At 59.4% G+C, this 18,964-nt stretch carries 18 protein-coding genes; 13 read left to right on the plus strand and 5 right to left on the minus strand.

The features are described from left to right. Positions 1 to 12 precede the first annotated feature (12 nt). From ubiG to rdgC, 7 genes are all read left to right on the plus strand, one after another. Positions 13 to 741 (plus strand): bifunctional 2-polyprenyl-6-hydroxyphenol methylase/3-demethylubiquinol 3-O-methyltransferase UbiG, encoded by a 729-nt coding sequence (gene ubiG, locus ACJO5Y_RS12985; RefSeq protein ID WP_406987738.1) that lies wholly within the window; start codon positions 13 to 15, stop codon positions 739 to 741. Continuing rightward, positions 738 to 1,397 (plus strand): HAD family hydrolase, encoded by a 660-nt coding sequence (locus tag ACJO5Y_RS12990; RefSeq protein WP_406987739.1) that lies wholly within the window; start codon positions 738 to 740, stop codon positions 1,395 to 1,397. Before ubiG ends, ACJO5Y_RS12990 begins: the two co-directional genes overlap by 4 nt. Positions 1,398 to 1,445: 48 nt before the next feature. After that, positions 1,446 to 2,195, plus strand: coding sequence for a YciK family oxidoreductase (locus ACJO5Y_RS12995; RefSeq protein ID WP_406987741.1), 750 nt, complete (start codon positions 1,446 to 1,448; stop codon positions 2,193 to 2,195). After that, positions 2,195 to 2,428 carry a glutaredoxin family protein gene (locus tag ACJO5Y_RS13000; RefSeq protein ID WP_127331718.1) on the plus strand — a complete coding sequence of 78 codons (234 nt, stop codon included), beginning with the start codon at positions 2,195 to 2,197 and terminating at the stop codon, positions 2,426 to 2,428. The genes ACJO5Y_RS12995 and ACJO5Y_RS13000 overlap by 1 nt, the downstream gene beginning before the upstream one ends. A gap of 12 nt (positions 2,429 to 2,440) precedes the next feature. After that, positions 2,441 to 3,211 (plus strand): peroxide stress protein YaaA, encoded by a 771-nt coding sequence (gene yaaA, locus ACJO5Y_RS13005; protein ID WP_406987743.1) that lies wholly within the window; start codon positions 2,441 to 2,443, stop codon positions 3,209 to 3,211. 26 nt (positions 3,212 to 3,237) lie between these two features. Beyond that, entirely contained in the window at positions 3,238 to 3,438 is a 201-nt protein-coding gene (locus ACJO5Y_RS13010; protein WP_406987744.1) for a DUF2788 domain-containing protein, read from the plus strand. A gap of 89 nt (positions 3,439 to 3,527) precedes the next feature. Continuing rightward, a complete protein-coding gene (gene rdgC, locus ACJO5Y_RS13015) occupies positions 3,528 to 4,457 on the plus strand; it encodes a recombination-associated protein RdgC (protein ID WP_406987745.1) in 930 nt (309 codons plus the stop codon). 22 nt (positions 4,458 to 4,479) lie between these two features. Here the strand turns inward: rdgC and ACJO5Y_RS13020 are convergent, their stop codons facing one another. Then, complete coding sequence (locus ACJO5Y_RS13020) at positions 4,480 to 7,224, minus strand: bifunctional acetate--CoA ligase family protein/GNAT family N-acetyltransferase (RefSeq protein ID WP_406987746.1); 2,745 nt, start codon at positions 7,222 to 7,224, stop codon at positions 4,480 to 4,482. 202 nt (positions 7,225 to 7,426) lie between these two features. On the opposite strand from ACJO5Y_RS13020, the gene ACJO5Y_RS13025 reads away from it, so the two are divergent. Further along, positions 7,427 to 8,353: a histone deacetylase family protein gene (locus tag ACJO5Y_RS13025; protein ID WP_406987747.1), complete on the plus strand. Its 927-nt coding sequence runs from the start codon at positions 7,427 to 7,429 to the stop codon at positions 8,351 to 8,353. Here ACJO5Y_RS13025 and ACJO5Y_RS13030 read toward each other — a convergent pair. Beyond that, positions 8,350 to 9,213, minus strand: a complete 864-nt coding sequence (locus ACJO5Y_RS13030; protein ID WP_406988013.1) for a flagellar protein MotY — start codon at positions 9,211 to 9,213, stop codon at positions 8,350 to 8,352. The genes ACJO5Y_RS13025 and ACJO5Y_RS13030 overlap by 4 nt on opposite strands. Before the next feature lie 212 nt (positions 9,214 to 9,425). Between ACJO5Y_RS13030 and pyrC the strand changes: the two genes are divergently transcribed. Together pyrC and rnt are read left to right on the plus strand one after the other, a co-directional pair. Then, on the plus strand, positions 9,426 to 10,463 hold the full coding sequence (pyrC, locus tag ACJO5Y_RS13035; protein ID WP_406987749.1) for a dihydroorotase: 1,038 nt from the start codon (positions 9,426 to 9,428) through the stop codon (positions 10,461 to 10,463). A 65-nt stretch (positions 10,464 to 10,528) separates the two neighbouring features. Continuing rightward, positions 10,529 to 11,185, plus strand: coding sequence for a ribonuclease T (rnt, locus tag ACJO5Y_RS13040; protein ID WP_406987750.1), 657 nt, complete (start codon positions 10,529 to 10,531; stop codon positions 11,183 to 11,185). A gap of 65 nt (positions 11,186 to 11,250) precedes the next feature. On the opposite strand, the gene ACJO5Y_RS13045 is transcribed toward rnt, so the two are convergent. Further along, complete coding sequence (locus tag ACJO5Y_RS13045; protein ID WP_406987751.1) at positions 11,251 to 13,236, minus strand: SDR family oxidoreductase; 1,986 nt, start codon at positions 13,234 to 13,236, stop codon at positions 11,251 to 11,253. A gap of 379 nt (positions 13,237 to 13,615) precedes the next feature. On the opposite strand from ACJO5Y_RS13045, the gene ACJO5Y_RS13050 reads away from it, so the two are divergent. Both ACJO5Y_RS13050 and ACJO5Y_RS13055 read left to right on the plus strand, forming a co-directional pair. Then, positions 13,616 to 13,915 carry a hypothetical protein gene (locus ACJO5Y_RS13050; RefSeq protein WP_406987752.1) on the plus strand — a complete coding sequence of 100 codons (300 nt, stop codon included), beginning with the start codon at positions 13,616 to 13,618 and terminating at the stop codon, positions 13,913 to 13,915. 20 nt (positions 13,916 to 13,935) lie between these two features. Next, the gene (locus ACJO5Y_RS13055) at positions 13,936 to 16,788 is read left to right on the plus strand and encodes an insulinase family protein (RefSeq protein WP_406987754.1); all 2,853 of its coding nucleotides are present in this window, start codon (positions 13,936 to 13,938) and stop codon (positions 16,786 to 16,788) included. A gap of 12 nt (positions 16,789 to 16,800) precedes the next feature. On the opposite strand, the gene ACJO5Y_RS13060 is transcribed toward ACJO5Y_RS13055, so the two are convergent. Next, positions 16,801 to 17,439 carry a TIGR04282 family arsenosugar biosynthesis glycosyltransferase gene (locus ACJO5Y_RS13060; protein ID WP_406987755.1) on the minus strand — a complete coding sequence of 213 codons (639 nt, stop codon included), beginning with the start codon at positions 17,437 to 17,439 and terminating at the stop codon, positions 16,801 to 16,803. Further along, complete coding sequence (locus tag ACJO5Y_RS13065) at positions 17,423 to 18,166, minus strand: TIGR04283 family arsenosugar biosynthesis glycosyltransferase (protein ID WP_406987757.1); 744 nt, start codon at positions 18,164 to 18,166, stop codon at positions 17,423 to 17,425. Before ACJO5Y_RS13065 ends, ACJO5Y_RS13060 begins: the two co-directional genes overlap by 17 nt. A 96-nt stretch (positions 18,167 to 18,262) precedes the next feature. On the opposite strand from ACJO5Y_RS13065, the gene ACJO5Y_RS13070 reads away from it, so the two are divergent. Next, entirely contained in the window at positions 18,263 to 18,910 is a 648-nt protein-coding gene (locus tag ACJO5Y_RS13070; protein ID WP_406987759.1) for an MBL fold metallo-hydrolase, read from the plus strand. Positions 18,911 to 18,964 lie beyond the last annotated feature (54 nt).

The raw sequence follows: 18,964 nt of genomic DNA on the forward strand, positions 1-18,964 counted from the left end.
GCAGAACCGACTATGAGTAACCAGAACGTAGACCACAACGAAATCGCCAAGTTTGAGGCCCTTGCCAGCCGGTGGTGGGATCCGACCAGCGAGTTCCGGCCGCTGCATGACATCAACCCACTGCGCCTGAACTACATCGACGAACGTGCGCCCCTCGCCGGCAAGCGGGTGCTGGATGTGGGCTGTGGCGGCGGCCTGCTGTCAGAGGGCATGGCCCGCCGGGGCGCCCACGTCACTGGAATAGACATGGGTGAAGCCCCGCTGTCAGTGGCCCGGCTGCATGGCCTGGAAAGCGGTATCAAAGTGGACTACCGGCAAATCACCGTGGAAGCCCTGGCGGCGGACCCGGAGCACGCCGGGCAGTACGATGTGGTGACCTGCCTGGAAATGCTGGAGCACGTGCCCGATCCATCATCGGTCATCAGGGCCTGTGCTGCCATGCTCAAGCCCGGCGGCCACCTGTTTGTCTCCACCATCAACCGCAACCCCAAATCGTTCCTGTTTGCCATTGTCGGTGCGGAATACGTGCTGGGCTTGCTGCCAAAGGGCACCCATGAGTGGCGCAAATTCATTCGTCCGTCGGAAATGTCGGATCACCTGCGTCACGCAGGGCTGGACGTCCGTGAACTCACCGGCATGAGCTATAACCCGGTCACCAAAGTTTATCGCCTCGGCCGTGATGTGGACGTTAACTACATGATGCACGCCCTGGATACCCGGGAAGGTGACCCACAACCGTGAACCAGCAACCTTCAACCGTGCTGTTCGACCTGGACGGCACGCTGATAGATACCGCACCGGACTTCATCCGCTGCCTGAACCTGTTACGGGTCGATCACGGTATGGAACCGCTGCCGCCGGAAACCATCCGTCGTTCCGTGTCCAACGGCGCCCGTGCCATGGTCCGTGTCGGTTTCGGACTGGAACCGGAACACCCGGACTACCTGGAAAAACATACCGCTTTCCTCGACCTCTATGAGGAAGGCGTTGCCGTTGAAACCCGTCTGTTCGGGGGCATGGACACCATTCTCCGCAATCTGGAGTCCCGGGACATCCCCTGGGGCATCGTCACCAACAAGCCGGTGCGCTTCGCAGCTCCCCTGGTGGCGGCCCTTGGCCTGGCGAAACGTTGTGCTGTCGTCATCTGTCCGGACCACGTCACCCACCGGAAACCCCACCCCGAAGCCCTTCACCTGGCTTGCAAACATATAGGCGCCGATCCGGCTAAGGGCATCTACGTAGGCGATCACGAGCGAGATATCGAAGCAGGCCGCAATGCCGGCATGACAACCATTGCCGTACGTTATGGCTACATTGAAGAGCCGGAAACCGTTGACCTGTGGCAAGCAGACCTCATCGCCGACACCGTCCAGGACCTGGCAAAACTGTTACAATAGTTCCATTCAAACGTTGGACCCATCGGTTTCCCAAATCGGAGACAGGTTATGCAAGATTATCAGGCACCGGCAGATCTGCTGAAAGACCGTATCATCATGGTGACGGGCGCCGGCAGCGGTATTGGTCGTGTGGCCGCCAAGACTTTCGCAGCCCATGGCGCTACCGTGATTCTGCTTGGCCGGACTGTGTCAAAGCTGGAATCCGTATACGATGAAATTGAAGCCGCCGGGCACCCCAAGCCGGCCATTGTGCCCCTGAACCTCGAAGGGGCGGCCGTCAAGGAATACGAAGAACTGGCCATGACCATTGAGGACAACTTCGGTCGGCTTGACGGCCTGCTGCACAATGCCGGCATTCTCGGCACCCGCAGCCCGGTGGAAATGTATGATCCCGAAACCTGGAATCAGGTCATGCATGTCAACACCACTGCCCCATTCCTCCTGACCCGTGCCGCTATTCCATTGCTGCGCAAGTCCACCGACGCCTCAGTGGTGTTTACCTCATCGGGTGTCGGCCGTAAGGCGAAGCCATACTGGGGAGCTTACGCGGTCTCGAAGTTCGCCCTTGAAGGGCTGAGCCAGCTGCTGTCGGAGGAACTGGATGACGAGCGCCACAACGTGCGCGTCAACAGCCTGAACCCCGGGGCCACCCGCACCAACATGCGGGCCCACGCCTACCCGGCGGAAAACCCTCAGCAAAACCCGGCGCCGGAAGACCTGATGCCCATCTACCTGTACCTGATGGGTAAGGACAGTGCAGGGGTCAATGGCCAACAACTGGACGCCCAGCCGAAATAATGGAACTGCTGTTTTACACCACATCCCAGTGCCATCTGTGTGAACTGGCGGAAGCCCTGCTCGTAAACACTCCCATGCCGGCCCCGATCCCGGTGGATGTGGTGGACATTGCCCAGTCCGAGGCTCTGGTGGAGCGTTACGGCACCCGTATCCCGGTGTTGCGCCGCAACGACACCGGCGCCGAGCTGGACTGGCCGTTCACCCGGGACCAGTTACTGACTTTTCTGCAATGAGGACAGCCTGACATGTTGATGGTTATTTCCCCGGCCAAAACCCTGGACTACGAGAGTCCGCTGGCAACTGAACACTTCAGCCAGCCGGATTTCCTGGATGACGCCTGTGAACTGGTGGACCAGCTGAAAACCCTGGAGCCCCATCAGGTCAGCAATCTGATGAACATCAGCGACAAGCTGGGACAACTGAACGCCGAGCGTTTCCAGCAATGGCACACGCCATTCACACCGGAGAACGCCCGCCAGGCCATCCTCGCCTTCAAGGGCGACGTCTACACCGGCCTGGACGCCGAAAGCTTCAGTGAAAAAGAGTTCGAATTTGCCCAGAAACACCTGCGCATGCTGTCCGGCCTGTACGGCGTGCTCAAACCCCTGGACCTGATGCAGCCCTACCGGCTGGAAATGGGCACCCGGTTCGAGAATACCCGGGGCAAGGACCTGTATGCATTCTGGGGCAACCGGATCACCGACGAACTGAACCGGCTGCTGGCTGAGGATGACGGTGCGCTGGTCAACCTGGCTTCCAACGAATACTTCAAGAGCGTTCGCAAGAAGGACCTGAAAGGGCGTCTGATCACCCCACAGTTCAAGGACTGGAAGAACGGCCAGTACAAGATGATCAGCTTTTACGCCAAGAAAGCCCGCGGCCTGATGTGCCGCTACGCCATTCAGAACGGCATTACCCAGGCGGACGATCTGAAAGGCTTCAACCTTGATGGTTACTACTTCTGTGAAGAGCAGTCCGACCAGGACAACTGGCTGTTCCTGCGGGATGAGCAGTAACCCTGTCAGCATTTTCGGAGCATTGAATGAACGAAGCAGTGTTTTCCCAGATTGCCATGCTGGTACTACTTACCGGGCTGATTATCTGGATGGGTTTTATCGTCTGGGATCTCGCCAAGAAATCCCAGGCTGGCCGTTTTGGCACCATTGCCCTGTTTACCGTGCTGGGCGCGGGTGTTGTCGGCTTTATTGTGAAAACCGTTCTGGTTGAAATCATGCAGCTGTGATGTGACGCCGGCGCCGCCACTTTACGGCCACTGACCGGTGGCCGTATCATCCCTTTCCCATTTTGAAACTCTGACAAGGATCGACCCTGATGTGGTTTCGTAATGCCCGTGTTTTTCGTTTTACCAAGCCCTTCGATATTTCTGCTGAAGCTTTGGAAGAAAAGCTGCAGAACGATGGATTCAAACCTTGCGGCCCTCAGGAAACCACGCGCCAGGGCTGGGTCCCGCCACTGGGCAAACACAGTGACATGCTGGTGCACAGCACCAACGGCTACCATCTGGTCGCACTGCGCAAGGAAGAGAAAATCCTGCCCGGCCCCGTGGTGAAAGAATTGGTCGAAGAACGCGCCGAAGCCATTGAAGCCGAACAGGGGCGGAAAGTGCGTCGCAAGGAAAAGGACGAGATCAAAGAGCAGGTGATGCTGGAAATGCTGCCCCAGGCCTTTTCCAAGAACCGCCGCTGCTTCGCCTATCTGGCACCGAAAGACGGCGTGCTCGTTGTCGATGCCGGCTCCTCCAAGCAAGCTGAAGACCTGGCGTCATTCCTGCGCAAGAGCCTTGGCTCCCTGCCCGTCAGGCCGCCCGCAGTGGAACAGGCCCCGGCCTTCACGTTCACCGGCTGGCTGAATGAGAGCGTTGACCTGCCGTCCACCATCGAACTCGGCAGCGAATGCGAGCTCAAGGATCCGTCCGAGGATGGCGGAGTTGTGCGCTGCAAGGGTCTGGACCTGCAGGCCGACGAAATCCGCAACCATCTGGATGCGGGCATGCAGGTAACCAAGCTGGCCGTCTCCTGGGACGACAGCCTGTCATTCGTGCTGGATGAGGAACTGGGCATCCGCCGGCTCAAGTTCGGTGACACACTGCAGGAGAAACTGGACGACGTGGATGCGGATGATGCCGCCGCCAGGTTCGATGCAGCGTTTGCGCTGATGACCCTGGAACTGGCCAGGCTCATTCCGGGCTTGCTGGAAGCCCTGGGTGGCGAGGATCGCTCGGCGATTGTCGAGGAAGCCTGAAGCCTAGTGTCCCGTCTGGCTGTCAGTGGGAGCTCTTGAGCAGACGCTCCCGCTGCCAGTCCTTATCCGGTTCGTTCAGCACCAACCGCAAGTCCATCACTTCCTCTTCCATGTTGTACTGGACCTCGAACCCGAGATGTTCCGCCAATTGCAGCATGGGCCGGTTATCCGGCAATACGTTACCGACCATTTCCACGGTTCCCCGTGACCGGCAGTAATCAATCATCTTCTGCATCAACGCTACACCGAGACCTTCCCCCTTCATGTTGTCGTGCACCATGACGGCGAATTCGCAGCGAAGATTATCTGCGTCCGTCCAGACGCGGACGGTTCCCAGGGTCTCCTCCCCTTCCCCGTCTTCCCTCGGGGCATTGGCGATAAAGACCATTTCCCGGTCATAGTCGATCTGCACCATCTGGGCGACGTCCTCGCGGGAGAAATGCTTGCGATACTGAAAGAACCGGTAGCGGATGGACTCCGGCGACTGCAGCTCGTGAAAGGCCCGGTGGGCCGGCTCGTCTTCCGCCAACACCGGCCGGATGATCACCCGCCGCCCGGACTTCGGCAGCATGATCCACTCTTCCAGTTCCCGGGGATAAGGCTGGATGATGGGTCGCCCGGGCTTGTCGGCCAGATCGATGGCAATGTTCACCGCTACAGCACCCTGTTCGTTAAAGAGCAGCGGGGCGATTTCCAGGCCGCGGATTTCGGGAATATCGATCACGATCTGGGACAGGGTCACCAGGGTTTCCGATACCGCCCGGATATCCTCCTCGGGCTTCAGGCTGTGTTCCTTCAACAGCTTGTACATGTAGGTCCGACGCAACAGTTCCCGGGCCAGCACCATGTTCAGGGGCGGCAACGCAATCTGGCGGTCGGTCATGACATTTATCTGGGCACCGGCCGCGCCGCAGACCACCAGCGGGCCAAACACCGGATCCCGGGTGATGCCAACGCTGAATTCAATGCCCCCCACATGCTGGTAGGAACGCTGCACGGCGAAGCCGAGGAACCCGCTGCCCGGGAAATGATGTTGATACTCTTCCATCAGCACCCGACAGGAATCGATGATCGCCGCTTCGCTATTGAGCTTCTGAATCGTTCCCTTGAATCGGCGCTGTCCGGTGCTCAGCTCCAGAAACGGGTAACACGCCTGTTCGTGGATCAGCGTGATATCCACCGGGCGACGCTCCACCGAAAACGCCTCCAGCACCTCTTCCACATCATCGCAGTAGATGGTCTCAATGGTGTTGATGCCGTAATCCCGAATGACCTCCCGTGCTTCGCGATTCGACAGATGCATCCGCCCGGAACGCATGGCCCCCATCACCACACGACGGGTCTGGGTACGGTCGTCAAAATGATCGGTGAACGACTCCGGGGTTTCCGTGAGCAGACGCTGCACCCGCTGGTGACGCACATGCTGCATAAAGGCCATCACCGCCTTCTCCGGATTGAAAAACGACGGCAGCCCGGCGCGGTAGAATTCATCACGGGCATCCATTACGGTGCTCTGCCCCAACCAGCAGGTAAATACGTTCAACCGGCTGCCCTTGGCGGCCTGGACCACCGCATCGGCGATCTGCAGGCTGTCTTCGGTCAGGCTGGGGGCGTACATCACCAGCACGTTGGCCACCTCTGGATCCTTGGCCAGGATCTTGATGGCTTTGGCATACAGCTCCGGGGAGGCGTCGTAGTTGAGATCGATCGGGTTCTTACGGGTCCAGTACGGCGGCAGGTTTTCCGCCAGCGCCTCAATGGTGTGCTCCGACAGGTTGGCCAGCTCGCCTCCCAGATCGATCAGCCGGTCAACCGCCAACACCCCCGGGCCCACACCATTGGCCATGATCGCCAGGGATTCCCGCCGCAAGGGGCGCATCCGGGTCAGTGTCTCCAGGGCATCAAACATCTGCCCCAGGCCATCCACCCTCAGCACACCGGCGCGCTGGAGCATAGCGTCATAGATGGGATCGCTCCGTCGGAGGCCCGCCGGCAGTTGATGGGCGAACCATTCCGATTCCGGCGTGCGGCCACTTTTCACCGCAATGACCGGCTTGGTGCGGGAAGCAACCCGAACCGCCGACATAAAGCGCCGGGGGTTAGGGATATTCTCGATGTGCAGCAGGATGGCCCGGGTCTGGCTGTCCTGGGCCAGGTAGTCGATCAGGTCGTCGTGATCGATGTCCATGCCATCGCCAAGGGTCAGGAAGTAGGAAAAGCCCACGCCCCGGGCAAACGCCCAGTCAATGATGGAGCTGGCCACGGTCCCGGACTGGCCAATGAACGCCACCTTGCCGGGAATGGCCCCCATATGGGCGTAGGTTGCGTTCAGGCTCCGCGCGGGCACCATCAGCCCGATGGTGTTGGGCCCCAGGACCCGGATTCCGGTTTCCCGCGCAGCATCCCGCACCGAATACATCAGCGGCTGGCCGGTTTTACTGTGGGTACGGGACATGCCCCCGGTCATGACGATGGCGGTGCGTACCCCGGCCTCCCCGAGTCGGCGCACCATTTTCGGCACCGTGTCCGGGGGCGTACAGATAATGGCCAGATCCGGACTGAACTCCATTTTCGAGACCTTGCGGACACAGGGCACGCCATGAACGTTGTCATAATCGTTCTGGTTGATGACCAGAAGTCTGCCGGGATAGCCGCCGCCCAGAAGGTTACGCAGCACCATGCCACCCAGGTTGTCTGCCCGCTCGGAAGCACCGATCACCACAATGGACGATGGATTGAAGAGACTTTCCAGATAGCGGGTGCTCAAGCGCAAACTCCTTGCTGTTTTCAATCGTTGACGAGGCTACCCTTATCTTAGGCGCTTGTTTCCTGATGTAAAACGACTAGTGTCCCCATAAGACCAAAGAAACACGGCAACCACGTACCATCCCTGATAATATTGGCGAAAATACAAGCAGAACCCACGCAAGCTGAACCACGCATGCAGAACAAGAGTAGTCAGGATCCGTATGACCACAGCTTTCTTCTCTCATGATGACTGCCTGAAGCACAACATGGGCCCGGAGCACCCCGAGTCGCCGGAGCGGCTGTCAGCCATCATCAGTTACCTGGCCGATTCCGGGGTTGGTGATGTACTGGACTGGGTACGCCCGGATGAAATCACCCGTGACCAATTGCTGACGGTGCATCCGGAGAAATATCTGCACCAGCTGGACCTGATGCAACCGACCCGTGGACGCGTTTTCACCGATCCCGATACCGCCATGATGCCGGACACCCTGCGGGCGGCCCGGCTGGCAGCCGGCGCCAATGTCCAGGCGGTGGACATGGTCATGAGCAGCCAGGTGACCAACGCCTTTGTCTGCGCGCGGCCACCGGGGCACCACGCCGAACGCAGCAAATCCATGGGTTTCTGCTTCTACAACAACATTGCACTGGCGGCGATGCGGGCGCTGAACTTCCATCATCTGGAACGGATCGCCATCATCGATTTCGACGTTCACCAGGGCAACGGCACCGCTGACATCATTGGCGGCGACGAACGAATACTGATGTGCTCAAGCTTCCAACACCCGTTCTACCCGCACTCCCACGTGCACCGTCAGCCGGAAAACATAGTCAACATCCCCATTGCCTCCGACTGTTCGGCACTGGACTACCGCAAAGCCGTAGAGGCCGGATGGCTGAAGAAGCTGCAGGATTTCAGACCCCAGGTGATCCTGGTATCGGCGGGCTTCGATGGTCACCGGCTTGATCCGATGGCGGAGCTGAATCTGGAGGTGGAGGATTATCGCTGGCTGACGGAAATGATCACCAGCGTCGCCAGTGACCACGCCAATGATCGAGTCATCTCAACCCTGGAAGGGGGCTATCACCTGAGGGCACTGGCGGAAAGCGTCAATGCCCACCTGGAAGTACTGAGCGCCGTTAACTAGCCGGAAAATCCGGCTTCATAACCATTGGCCTGCTGAAGCTCCGGCCGTTCGCCCAGGCGCTGCAGGCGAATGGTGGTGCGCCGGTTATCCGCCGGGCGCCCGGAAGCCGGGTACTGATCGGCGTGGGCACGGACAGTGATCAGGTCCTTGGGAATCCCCTGCCCGATCAGGTAATCCGCCACGGCGTTGGCTCGCTCTTCCGACAGGGCGCGGTTATCAATGCGACTTCCGCTGCTGTCGGTGTGGCCATCCACGAAGATACGCTCCACCGTCGAATCCGCCTGCACATAGGCCACAATGTTGTCCAGCAACTCACGGTCGCCGCCCGACAGACTGGTACTGCCGGCACGAAACGGGATTCGTGAGCGTTTGATCTGGTCGTAGTTAACCGGTAACAGGCTGGCGGTACAGGCACGATAGCTTTCGTACTGACCGGCAAAATTGATATTGGAAACCCGTACCCGGACCGGGCTGCGGTCATACCAGGATTCCCGCGTGACGGTCGGGGTCATGCCATCAAGCAGACCCCGGGCAATCACCATGGCCTGGCGTGAGCTTAGCGCGACTGGCCGCCGGCCCTCACCGACATTGACCGTTCCCACCTTTCGTGGCGCCGCACCCGGACGCCAGGCTGGCGCTTCCACCACCAGGCTGCCCTTGCCCGGGCGCATCATGGCGGTATCCGATTCAAGATAGAACGACAGCTGTTCCCCGGCCTTATGGCGGAAAACAGCGCGGCCATAACCGGGTACCTCATGCACCATGGCGCATTCAAACACCGACTCCGACACGTACCACTGGCTGTTTTCGATACCGGCACCAAAGCTGGACGACAGGGCTGTACCACTGGTCCCCATCATCACCGTGAGGGCCAACACGGCTGTATACGGGAATAAGGTTGCTAGTCTGACCATGGCATCTATCCGTCAGTATCTGGGTTACTGACCGTTTAACGGCTGCATGATTCGTTTCTTTAGCCTTTCACCGGAAACAATCGTAAACGGCATCTGGTATAATTCCGCCAAATTTTCACCGGCATCTGCCCGAGCTGACCTGGAACTGGAAACGCCGCATGACCGAACAACTGACCATCACCCGCCCCGATGACTGGCACCTGCACGTCAGAGACGGCGCCATCCTGAACGATGTGGTACCGGCCACCGCCCGGTGCTTTGGCCGAGCGATCATCATGCCGAACCTGGTGCCACCGGTGACCACGGCCAGCGATGCCATGGCGTACCGCCAGCGCATCCTGAGCGCAGCTGGCGACATCCCGTTCGAACCGCTGATGACCCTGTACCTGACCGAGTCCACCTCGGCAGAGGACATCCGCGAAGCAAAATCCGCCGGTGTGGTCGCCGCCAAACTTTACCCGGCAGGAGCCACCACCAACTCCGCATCCGGTGTGACCGATATCCGCAATATCTATCCGGTACTGGAAGCGATGGCTGATTGCGGCATGTTGCTGCTGGTCCACGGTGAAGTGACCGATGCGGATATTGATATTTTCGACCGGGAGAAAGTGTTCCTTGAGCGTGTACTGGCGCCCACCCTGGAAGCCTTCCCCAACCTGAAGGTCGTGCTGGAGCACATCACCACCGCCGATTCCGCCGACTTCGTCCGCCAGCACAAGGGCGACAACCTGGCCGCGACCCTGACGCCGCAGCACCTGATGTACAACCGTAACCATATGCTGGTGGGCGGTATCCGCCCCCACCTTTACTGCCTGCCGATCCTCAAGCGAAACAAGCACCAACAGGCCCTGCGGGATGCCGTTGCCAGCGGTGACAAACGCTTCTTCCTGGGCACGGATTCCGCCCCTCACGGGCGGGACAAGAAGGAAGCCTCCTGTGGTTGTGCCGGCTGCTACTCCGCCTACGGCGCGATTGCCCTGTACGCCGAGATTTTCGAGGAGTTGGGCGTTCTCGACAAGCTGGAGGCCTTCGCCAGTTTCAACGGCGCAGACTTTTACGGGCTGCCACGCAATACCGACACTATTACTCTGACCAGGGAAAGCTGGACCATGCCAGCGGAGCTACCGCTGGCAGATGGCGTCATTGTTCCGCTTCGCGCCGGCGAAACCCTGAAGTGGCAACTGACAAGCGCCTGAACCAGACACCCTGTACCTTTTACCCGTACTCTTTACCGTACTCTGGCTAATCCCTAGGAGTTTGAGTGACTGACGAAAACAAAGAACCGCATCCGATGGCCCGACGTTTCCGGGGATTTCTCCCGGTGGTTGTCGATGTCGAAACCGGTGGCTTCAATCCCGAGACAGACGCCCTGCTGGAAGTGGCTGCGGTGCTGTTGACCATGGACGAAGACGGCTGGCTGAGACGTACCGAAACCCACGTGCAGCAAATTGATCCCTTCGAAGGCGCTAATCTGGAGCAGTCCGCACTCGACTTTACCGGAATCGATCCCTGGAGCACCGAGCGGGAAGCCGTGCCGGAACGAGAAGGCATGAGTGAAATCTTCAGCCCGATTCGCAAGGCAGTCAAAGCCCACGACTGCAAACGCGCGGTGCTGGTGGGTCACAACGCCACCTTCGATCACAACTTCGTGTTTGCGGCCGCGCTGCGCTCCGACATCAAGCGGAACCCGTTCCATCCGTTTTCCACGTTTGATACCGCCACGCTTGCCGGACTGGCCTATGGCCACACGGTACTGGCGCAGGCATGCAAACTGGCCGGCATTCCCTTCAGCAACAAGGAAGCCCATTCGGCAGCCTATGATGCGGAAAAGACCGCGGATCTGTTCTGCGGCATCGTCAATCGCTGGAAGGAACTGGGAGGGTTTCCTCCGCCACTGATCAGCGAGACAGAGGAATAAAACGAGTTGGGATTATTAAAACGCCTCCCGAGGGAGGCGTTTTTTTATGCCGTCTAACCGGACGATTACCAGTAAATACCCCGCATGATCGCCGCAAAGGCCACCTGTTCCGTGGACACCTTGGGCCTCTCACCGGACCGGCTGCCGGCCGCCGCCGGAGAATCCGGGAACATGCGATAACCGGTGTTCATCACGATCTCCCCCATCTTCGGCGCGAGTGCGTGCAGAACCTGGGCAAAAATGCCCAGTCGGGTGGCAATCCGCTTGGGCCGATAGACGATGGCGTCCGCCACCATTTCCGCTGCTTCATCCGGGGTCAGGGTGGGCACCGAATCGTAGATCTTGGTGGGCGCAATCATCGGGGTCTTCACCAGTGGCATGTTGATGGTGGTGAAGGTGACGTTGCGATCAGACCACTCCGCGGCCGCACAGCGACTGAACGCATCCAGTGCGGACTTGGACGCCACGTAGGCCGAGAAACGCGGTGCGTTGGTCAGCACGCCGATGGAGGAAATGTTCACCACATGGCCACGACGGCGATCAAGCATGGCCGGGGCAAAGCCCATGATCAGGCGCACGGAACCGAAGTAGTTCAGTTGCATGGTGCGCTCGAAATCATGGAATCGGTCAAACGAAAGTGCCAGTGACCGACGGATGGAACGACCGGCGTTGTTGACCAGCACATCCACGTGGCCGTGGTTGTCCAGAACGGTTTTCACGAAGCGATCACAGTCTTCCATTTCGGCAAAATCACACTGGTAGGCGTGAACATTGCCCCCACGGGCCTCCAGGTCGGCCGCAATTTCCGCCAGCCGTTCTTTCTTGCGGGCACCGATCACCAGGATGGCGCCAGCATCGGCCAGTTTCTGGGCCGTAGCCAGACCAATGCCCGATGTGCCTCCGGTCACCACACAGACCTTGCCTTCCACGGTGCCACGCAGGGTACGGTCCTTGAACAGATCCGGGTCCAGATTGCGTTCCCAGAAATCCCAGATCACCGGTGCGTAATCCGGCAGGCGCGGTACCGCAATATCGGTGTCCTTCAGCACCCGCTCGGTTTCCCGGGCATCGAACCGGGTCGGGTAATTGATAAACGAAAGCACGGACGGAGGAATGCCCATGTCATCCAGCACCGCGTTGGTCAGGCGCTTCACCGGCGGCAGGTTCTTCAGGCTCTGGCGGATGAACGGCGGCACAAAGCCGAACATCCGTGAGTCGATGCGCATCCCCATGCGCGGCGCATGACCGGCCTCACAGAAAATATTGAGGATCTCGCCGACCTTGTAGGGATCGGAATCCACCAGATGGAAACAGTTGCCGTCTTCACCTTCCAGATGCGCAATGTGATCCAGGGCATTCACCACGAAATCCACCGGCACCACGTTCAGGCGACCACCCTCAATACCGATCGTCGGCACCCACTGCGGCAGCGCGTGGCGGATTTTCTGGATCATCTTGAAGAAGTAGTAAGGCCCGTCCACCTTGTCCATCTCGCCGGTTTCGGAATGGCCAATCACCATGCCCGGACGGTAGATGCGGAACGGCACCTTGCAGCTTTCACGAACCACTTTCTCGGATTCATGCTTGGTCAGCAGGTAGGGATGATCCAGCTTCTCCGCTTCCTCGAACATATCCTCACGGAAGGTGCCCTTGAACAATCCGGCGGCGGCAATGGAAGACACATGATGGAAGCAACCGGCGCCCATGGCCTGGGCTGCATTGACCGCGCTGCGGGTGCCCTCAATGTTGGTTGCCTGCTGGGCTTCTTCGTCAGCGCCCATGTCGTACACGGCGGCCAGATGGAAGAAGTGGTCAACATGACCTTTCAGGGATTCCATGGTTTTGTCGTCAATGCCCAGATTGGGACTGGTCAGATCGCCAATAACCGCTTTTATCTGATTCTCGTCTGCTCCCCAGCGTTCCCTCAGGGTTTCCAGCTTGCCCAGGGATTGCTCACGCACCAGCACATGAACGGTGCCGCCACGCGCGAGGAGTTTTTCCACGAGAAAACGGCCGATAAATCCGGTGCCACCCGTCAGAAAGTAGTTCATCTATAGTCCACCTTGCCTGTTGCTCAATTGTTATCTGTCCTTAAGCCCGAACATCTACGACTAAAGTCTTAGATCATTCGGGAGCGCCGGCATTGTACTTAATTGCAACTCTCATGTATCGAACTTTTTTAGAGCATTTACTCTTGTAAGCCATTGTTTTGTTTAGAGTAACTACTCTATATTTTCCGCCGGGACAGGCGGGAGCGCAGAAAGCACCGCTAGAATCGACACCCTGAATTTGAGCCTAGCACATGGTTTTAGAGCTGGCCGAAAAACTGCCGGATTACCAGAAAGAAATGAAACCACCCTATAGCAATGACATAATCCGCCCATACATCCGCAACACGCGAACCACTCACTCCACACCGGATACCCGTATATGAAGAAAGACGACGCCAACGCCGAACGCTATATCGCCATCGCCCGGGCCTGCCTGAAAGCCATTAACGACACCACGGCGGATGCCGGCTCCCGCGAGGAGAAGGTCCAGGCGGTTTACCAGGCGATTGACGACGCCTTCCAGGCGGAATTTGCTGATTACCGCCAGTCCGTCGCAGTGATGGGCACCGTGCTTGAGCGCATCGCATCCGGGCAACTGGATGCTGATACGGCAGCCTCTCTCGCCCGTAAAACTCTTGACCAGCAACCAGAGAGCACAAAGAACGCAATAATCCACTGATTTCCGGAGCGAGCGACACCATGCCTTCAGGTCTGAACCTTATAGCCCGCCATGGGCGCTGTCTGTCCCAGTTGTTGACCCTGCTTCTGTTCCTGGCCGCAAGCGCCCTCACCCAGGCCGCCATCGAGCCGGTGAAAAGCCCCAATGACCGGAACAGCTACCGCTACCTTGAACTGGATAACGGCATGCAGGTATTGCTGGCATCCTCTCCGGGTTCCGATAAGGCGGCTGCCTCCATGAACGTTGCGGTAGGCAGTGGCGATGACCCGGAAGAGCGGGAAGGCCTGTCCCATTTCCTCGAACACATGCTATTCCTGGGCACCGAGAAATACCCCGATCCCGGCGAGTACCAGCAGTTCATCAAGAGCCACGGTGGCAGCCACAACGCATTCACCTCGTTCCAGGACACCAACTACTTCTTCGATATCCAGGCCGACCACCTGGATGACGCACTGGATCGCTTCGCCCAGCAGTTTTCCGCGCCCCTGTTCACCCCCGATCTGGTCGACCGGGAACGGCAAGCCGTGCATTCGGAGTTCACCTCGAAGCAAAAAGACGATGGCCGCCGGATCTATTCCGTCAGGAAAGCCATCAGCAATCCGGCGCACGCCTTCAGCCAGTTCGCAGTCGGCAATCTCAGCACCCTCGAAAACACCGATGAGCGCCCACTGCGGCCGGACCTGATCGAATTCTGGAAGAACCACTACTCATCGAACCTGATGAGCCTGTCGGTGTATGGCCCTCAATCCCTCGATGAACTGGAGCGAATGGTCAGGGGCCGTTTCGAGGCCATCGAAAACAGGAATCTGGAACCGAAAGTTCACGACGTGCCGCTGCTGGAGCCAGACCGCCTGCCGGCCGAGGTAACCGTGGATGCCCTGAAGGACCTGCGCAGCCTGTCGCTGACGTTTCCCATCCCTTCCCAGCGGGAGAATTACCGCAGCAAGCCTGCCAGCTCCATCGCCAACCTGCTGGGGCACGAGGGCCCCGGCAGCCTGTTTGATGTCCTGAAACAGGCCGGCCTGGTGGACAGCCTGTCGGCGGGTAGCGGTATGGATACCGGGACGGAATCCAGCCTGGTACTTTCCATGGCCCTTACGCCCAAAGGGCTGGAGAACAAGGACCGGATCCTCCGCCTGGTGTTCGCCTATATCGAGGACGTCCGTGAGGAAGGTATCTCGGAGGAACGCTTTGAGGAGATGAAGAACCTGGCGGAAATCGATTTCCGTTTCCGTGAGCGCGGCGAGCCAGTCAGCGAGGTCACGCGTCTTTCCAGCCATCTGCGCCATTATGACGCGACCGATGTCCTACGGGCGCCCTGGATGATGGAAGCCTACACACCGGAAAAATACCGCGACATTCTGCAGCGTCTGACGCCGGATAACGTACTCATTACCGTGGTGGAACCGGAACCCGAGATCGAGACACCCAGCCTGACACAGTGGTACCAGGCCGCCTGGGAGCTCAAGCCCGCCGATCCGTCGGTGATCGCAGCCACACCCGACAAAGCGCTGGCCGGCCAGCTACGCCTGCCCGAGCCCAACCCGTTTGTCCCCGAAAACCTGGACATGGTGTCCGGCGCGGATATGGACAAGCCGGTGCAATTGACCAACCAGGGCGGCCTCTCTGTCTGGTACGCCCGGGATACCCAATTCGGCACACCGAAAGCCAATGTCTACGTCAGCATCCGCACCCCGCTGGCGCAAGCCTCCGCCCGCGGCAAAGTACTCACGCAACTGTTGGTGGATGCCGTCAACACCAACCTCAACGCCTGGGCCTACCCGGCGCAGCTGGCGGGGCTGGACTACAGCGTATACTCTCACCTGCGCGGCGTGACCATCCGGGTGGGGGGCTACAGCGACAAACTGCACACCCTGATGACACGGATCCTGACCCAGGTGGCAGACCCGCACCTGACACAGCAACGCTTTGATATTGCCCGTCAGAATGTGATCGACAACCTGCAAAACAAGGCCAAGGAACGACCTGTCCAGCAGACGTCTGAAAAGGTGCAAACCCTGCTGATCGAAGGCGCGTGGGGCACCGAAGAACGCCTCAGGGCAGCTCGGGAAGTGACGCTGGATGAGCTCCGGAACTTCGCCAGCGAACTGTTCGCTCAAACCGATCCGGTGATGCTGGCCCACGGCAACCTGAGTCAGGCGGCGGCCCTGAACCTTGCCCAGCAAGTCCGGGCAGTGGTGCTGAACGGTGCCGAGATCACCGAGGTGCCCCGCAGCATCGTACGGCAACTCCCCGAGGGCGAGTCCATCGTGCCGCTGTCAGTGGACCACCCGGATACCGGCTATACCCTCTACATGCAGGGAGGCAATACCGGCTTCAGCGAACGCGCTGCCTTCCGGCTGCTGGGTCAGATCATCAGCAGCCCCTTCTATGAAGACATTCGTACCACCCGGCAACTGGGCTACATTGTCTACGCCACGCCCTTTGAAATGCTTGAAACACCCGCACTGGGTTTCGTGGTGCAGTCCCCGGAAGCTTCAGGCGAGGAAATCGACCAGGCCGTTCGTGAGTTTTCCGACACATTCGAGAAACGTCTGAGTTCCCTCAGCGACGGTGATCTCAAGCGGGAGAAGCAGGCGGTGATCAGCCAACTGATGGAACAGGACCGCACCCTTGGCGCGGTGTCAGAGCGTTTCTGGCGGGAGATTGACCGGGAAGCTACAAATTTCGATTCGCGGGAACAGCTGGTTAAAGCAGTAAAAGCGTTTGACCGGGACCAACTGATAGAGACCTACCGCAAGGCTGTTCTCGACCGGGAACATGCCCTCAGAGTGGTCACCGGCGCCACAAAGACGAACACCAACACTCTGGTCCAACGCATTCTGGAACAGGGGCCGGTCCCGGACGTCTGATCCCGGAGGCACTCAGCCTGGAGACTGGTCGAGGAACCGCTGCCAGTCTTCGGGCTCATCCACGTCCCAACGGGGCGGCAACAGCCCCACCGACAGGCCCAGCCCCGCCATTCCGGTGCAAGTCTGATCCAGCACACTCCCGGTGCCCCAGTTCACGCCGTCGAGCATCCCGGCAACCACCCGGCGAGCGCCAATCATCACGTACCCACCGTCATTGGACGGCCCCAGCACCACATCACTGGCATCCAGCTCCGCCACGGCCTGCCGCACGTAATCCGGATCCACCGACGGGCAATCACTGCCGACCACCAGAGCCTTGTCATGATCCTCCAGCACCCGGGCCAACGCGGCTTCCATCCGCTGTCCCAGATTGTCGCCCTGTTGAATGCCCGTGGTGATCTGTGCCGCATCCAGCTTCGACAGGACTGGGGCCGCAGCATCGGGCGCCTGATCCAAGGCACGATCCCACCAAAACTGAACCGGGAATCCGCTGGCAATGAGGTTATCCAGTACTTCCAGACTCAACCTGACGTGAGCATCCAGCGCGCCAGTGGCACCCAGCGCCGGCATCAGCCGGGTTTTCACCCTGCCCTCTTCCGGCCACTTGGAGAACTGCATAACCAATACTGACGACTCAGGGCTCTTGGGCATTGCGAACATCCGAACGATAGGCGTTTGCCAGGGATTCCGGCGATTCGCCGCGCCAATAGCGCCAGCGCAACCGCCACATCAGGAAGATAGTACGCCAGGCCCCGCCCTGTTCCCAGCGCCGGCTATCGGTGACCACCGGGTCAGTGACACAGAATGGGCGGGACACCAGCCTCAGCCGGGAACACAGCTCCACGTCCTCCATTAACGGCATCTCCCTGAAGCCCCTGAGCACTTCAAACACCGGGCGCCGCACAAACAACGCCTGATCACCGGTGGCTATGCCCGTCAACCAGGACCGCTGGTTCATAAACCATTCAATGACACGGAACAGAGGACGCTGGCCGCTCAACCGGACATTGAACCGCCCCCAGGCATTGCGACTGGCGTGAAACCGCTCCAGCGCCGCCAGTGCGGACTCGGGCAGGCGCGTGTCTGCATGTAAAAACAGCAGAATATCACCGGTGGCCACCTCCGCCCCGGCGTTCATCTGACACGCACGGCCACGCCCGGACGACAGCACCCGGTCACATCGGGGTTCGGCGAGCTTCTGGGTACCGTCGTCACTACCACCATCCACCACAATCACCTGATGGCCAGCCTCACGAATCGGCGCCAGGCGCTGCAGGGTGGCCGTAATGGTTGCCGCTTCCTGCCAGACCGGAACAATCACGCTCAGCCTCAGTGGTTCTCCCGGTTCGTCATCCCCACGCGACGACTGCTCGCTCATCCGCAACAATCTCCTTACCTTGAAAATTCGAGCCGAGGCTCGATTACCTTTACCATAGCCATTCTAAACCAGTACAGCCGTCAGACGAGTATCACTATGCCACTGAAATACAGAATCATTCCCGTGACCCCGTTCCAACAGAACTGTTCCCTGATCTGGTGCGAAGATTCCGGGGTTGCAGCCGTTGTCGATCCGGGCGGTGATCTGGACAGGATCCGCGCAGCGGTCGAGGAAGAAGGCGTGAAGGTCGAAAAGATACTGCTGACCCACGCCCATATCGATCACGCCGGTGGCACCGCTGAACTGGCGAGGTCGCTGGGCATTCCTATTGAAGGGCCTCACCGGGAAGACGATTTCTGGATTCAGGGCCTGCCCATGCAGGCGCAGATGTTTGGCTTCCCGGCGCCGGAAATATTCACCCCGGACCGCTGGCTGCAGGATGATGAACAGGTCACCGTCGGCAACCAGACACTGGACGTTCTGCACTGCCCCGGCCACACACCGGGCCACGTGGTGTTCTATCACGGTGAATCAAAACTAGCCCTGGTGGGCGATGTACTGTTCCAGGGCTCCATCGGCCGCACCGACTTCCCGAAAGGCGACTACAACACCCTGGTGCGTTCCATCCGCGAAAAACTGTTTCCCCTAGGGGACGACATCGCCTTCGTACCGGGCCACGGTCCCATGTCCACCTTCGGCCATGAAAAGGCCAATAACCCGTTCGTATCCGATCATCGGGGATAAATACCCGCGGGCCCTTGAGACACATCAACGGGCCCGCTATCATACCCGCCTTCT

The organism is Marinobacter alkalisoli, from assembly GCF_045449855.1.
Classification (GTDB): Bacteria; Pseudomonadota; Gammaproteobacteria; order Pseudomonadales; family Oleiphilaceae; genus Marinobacter.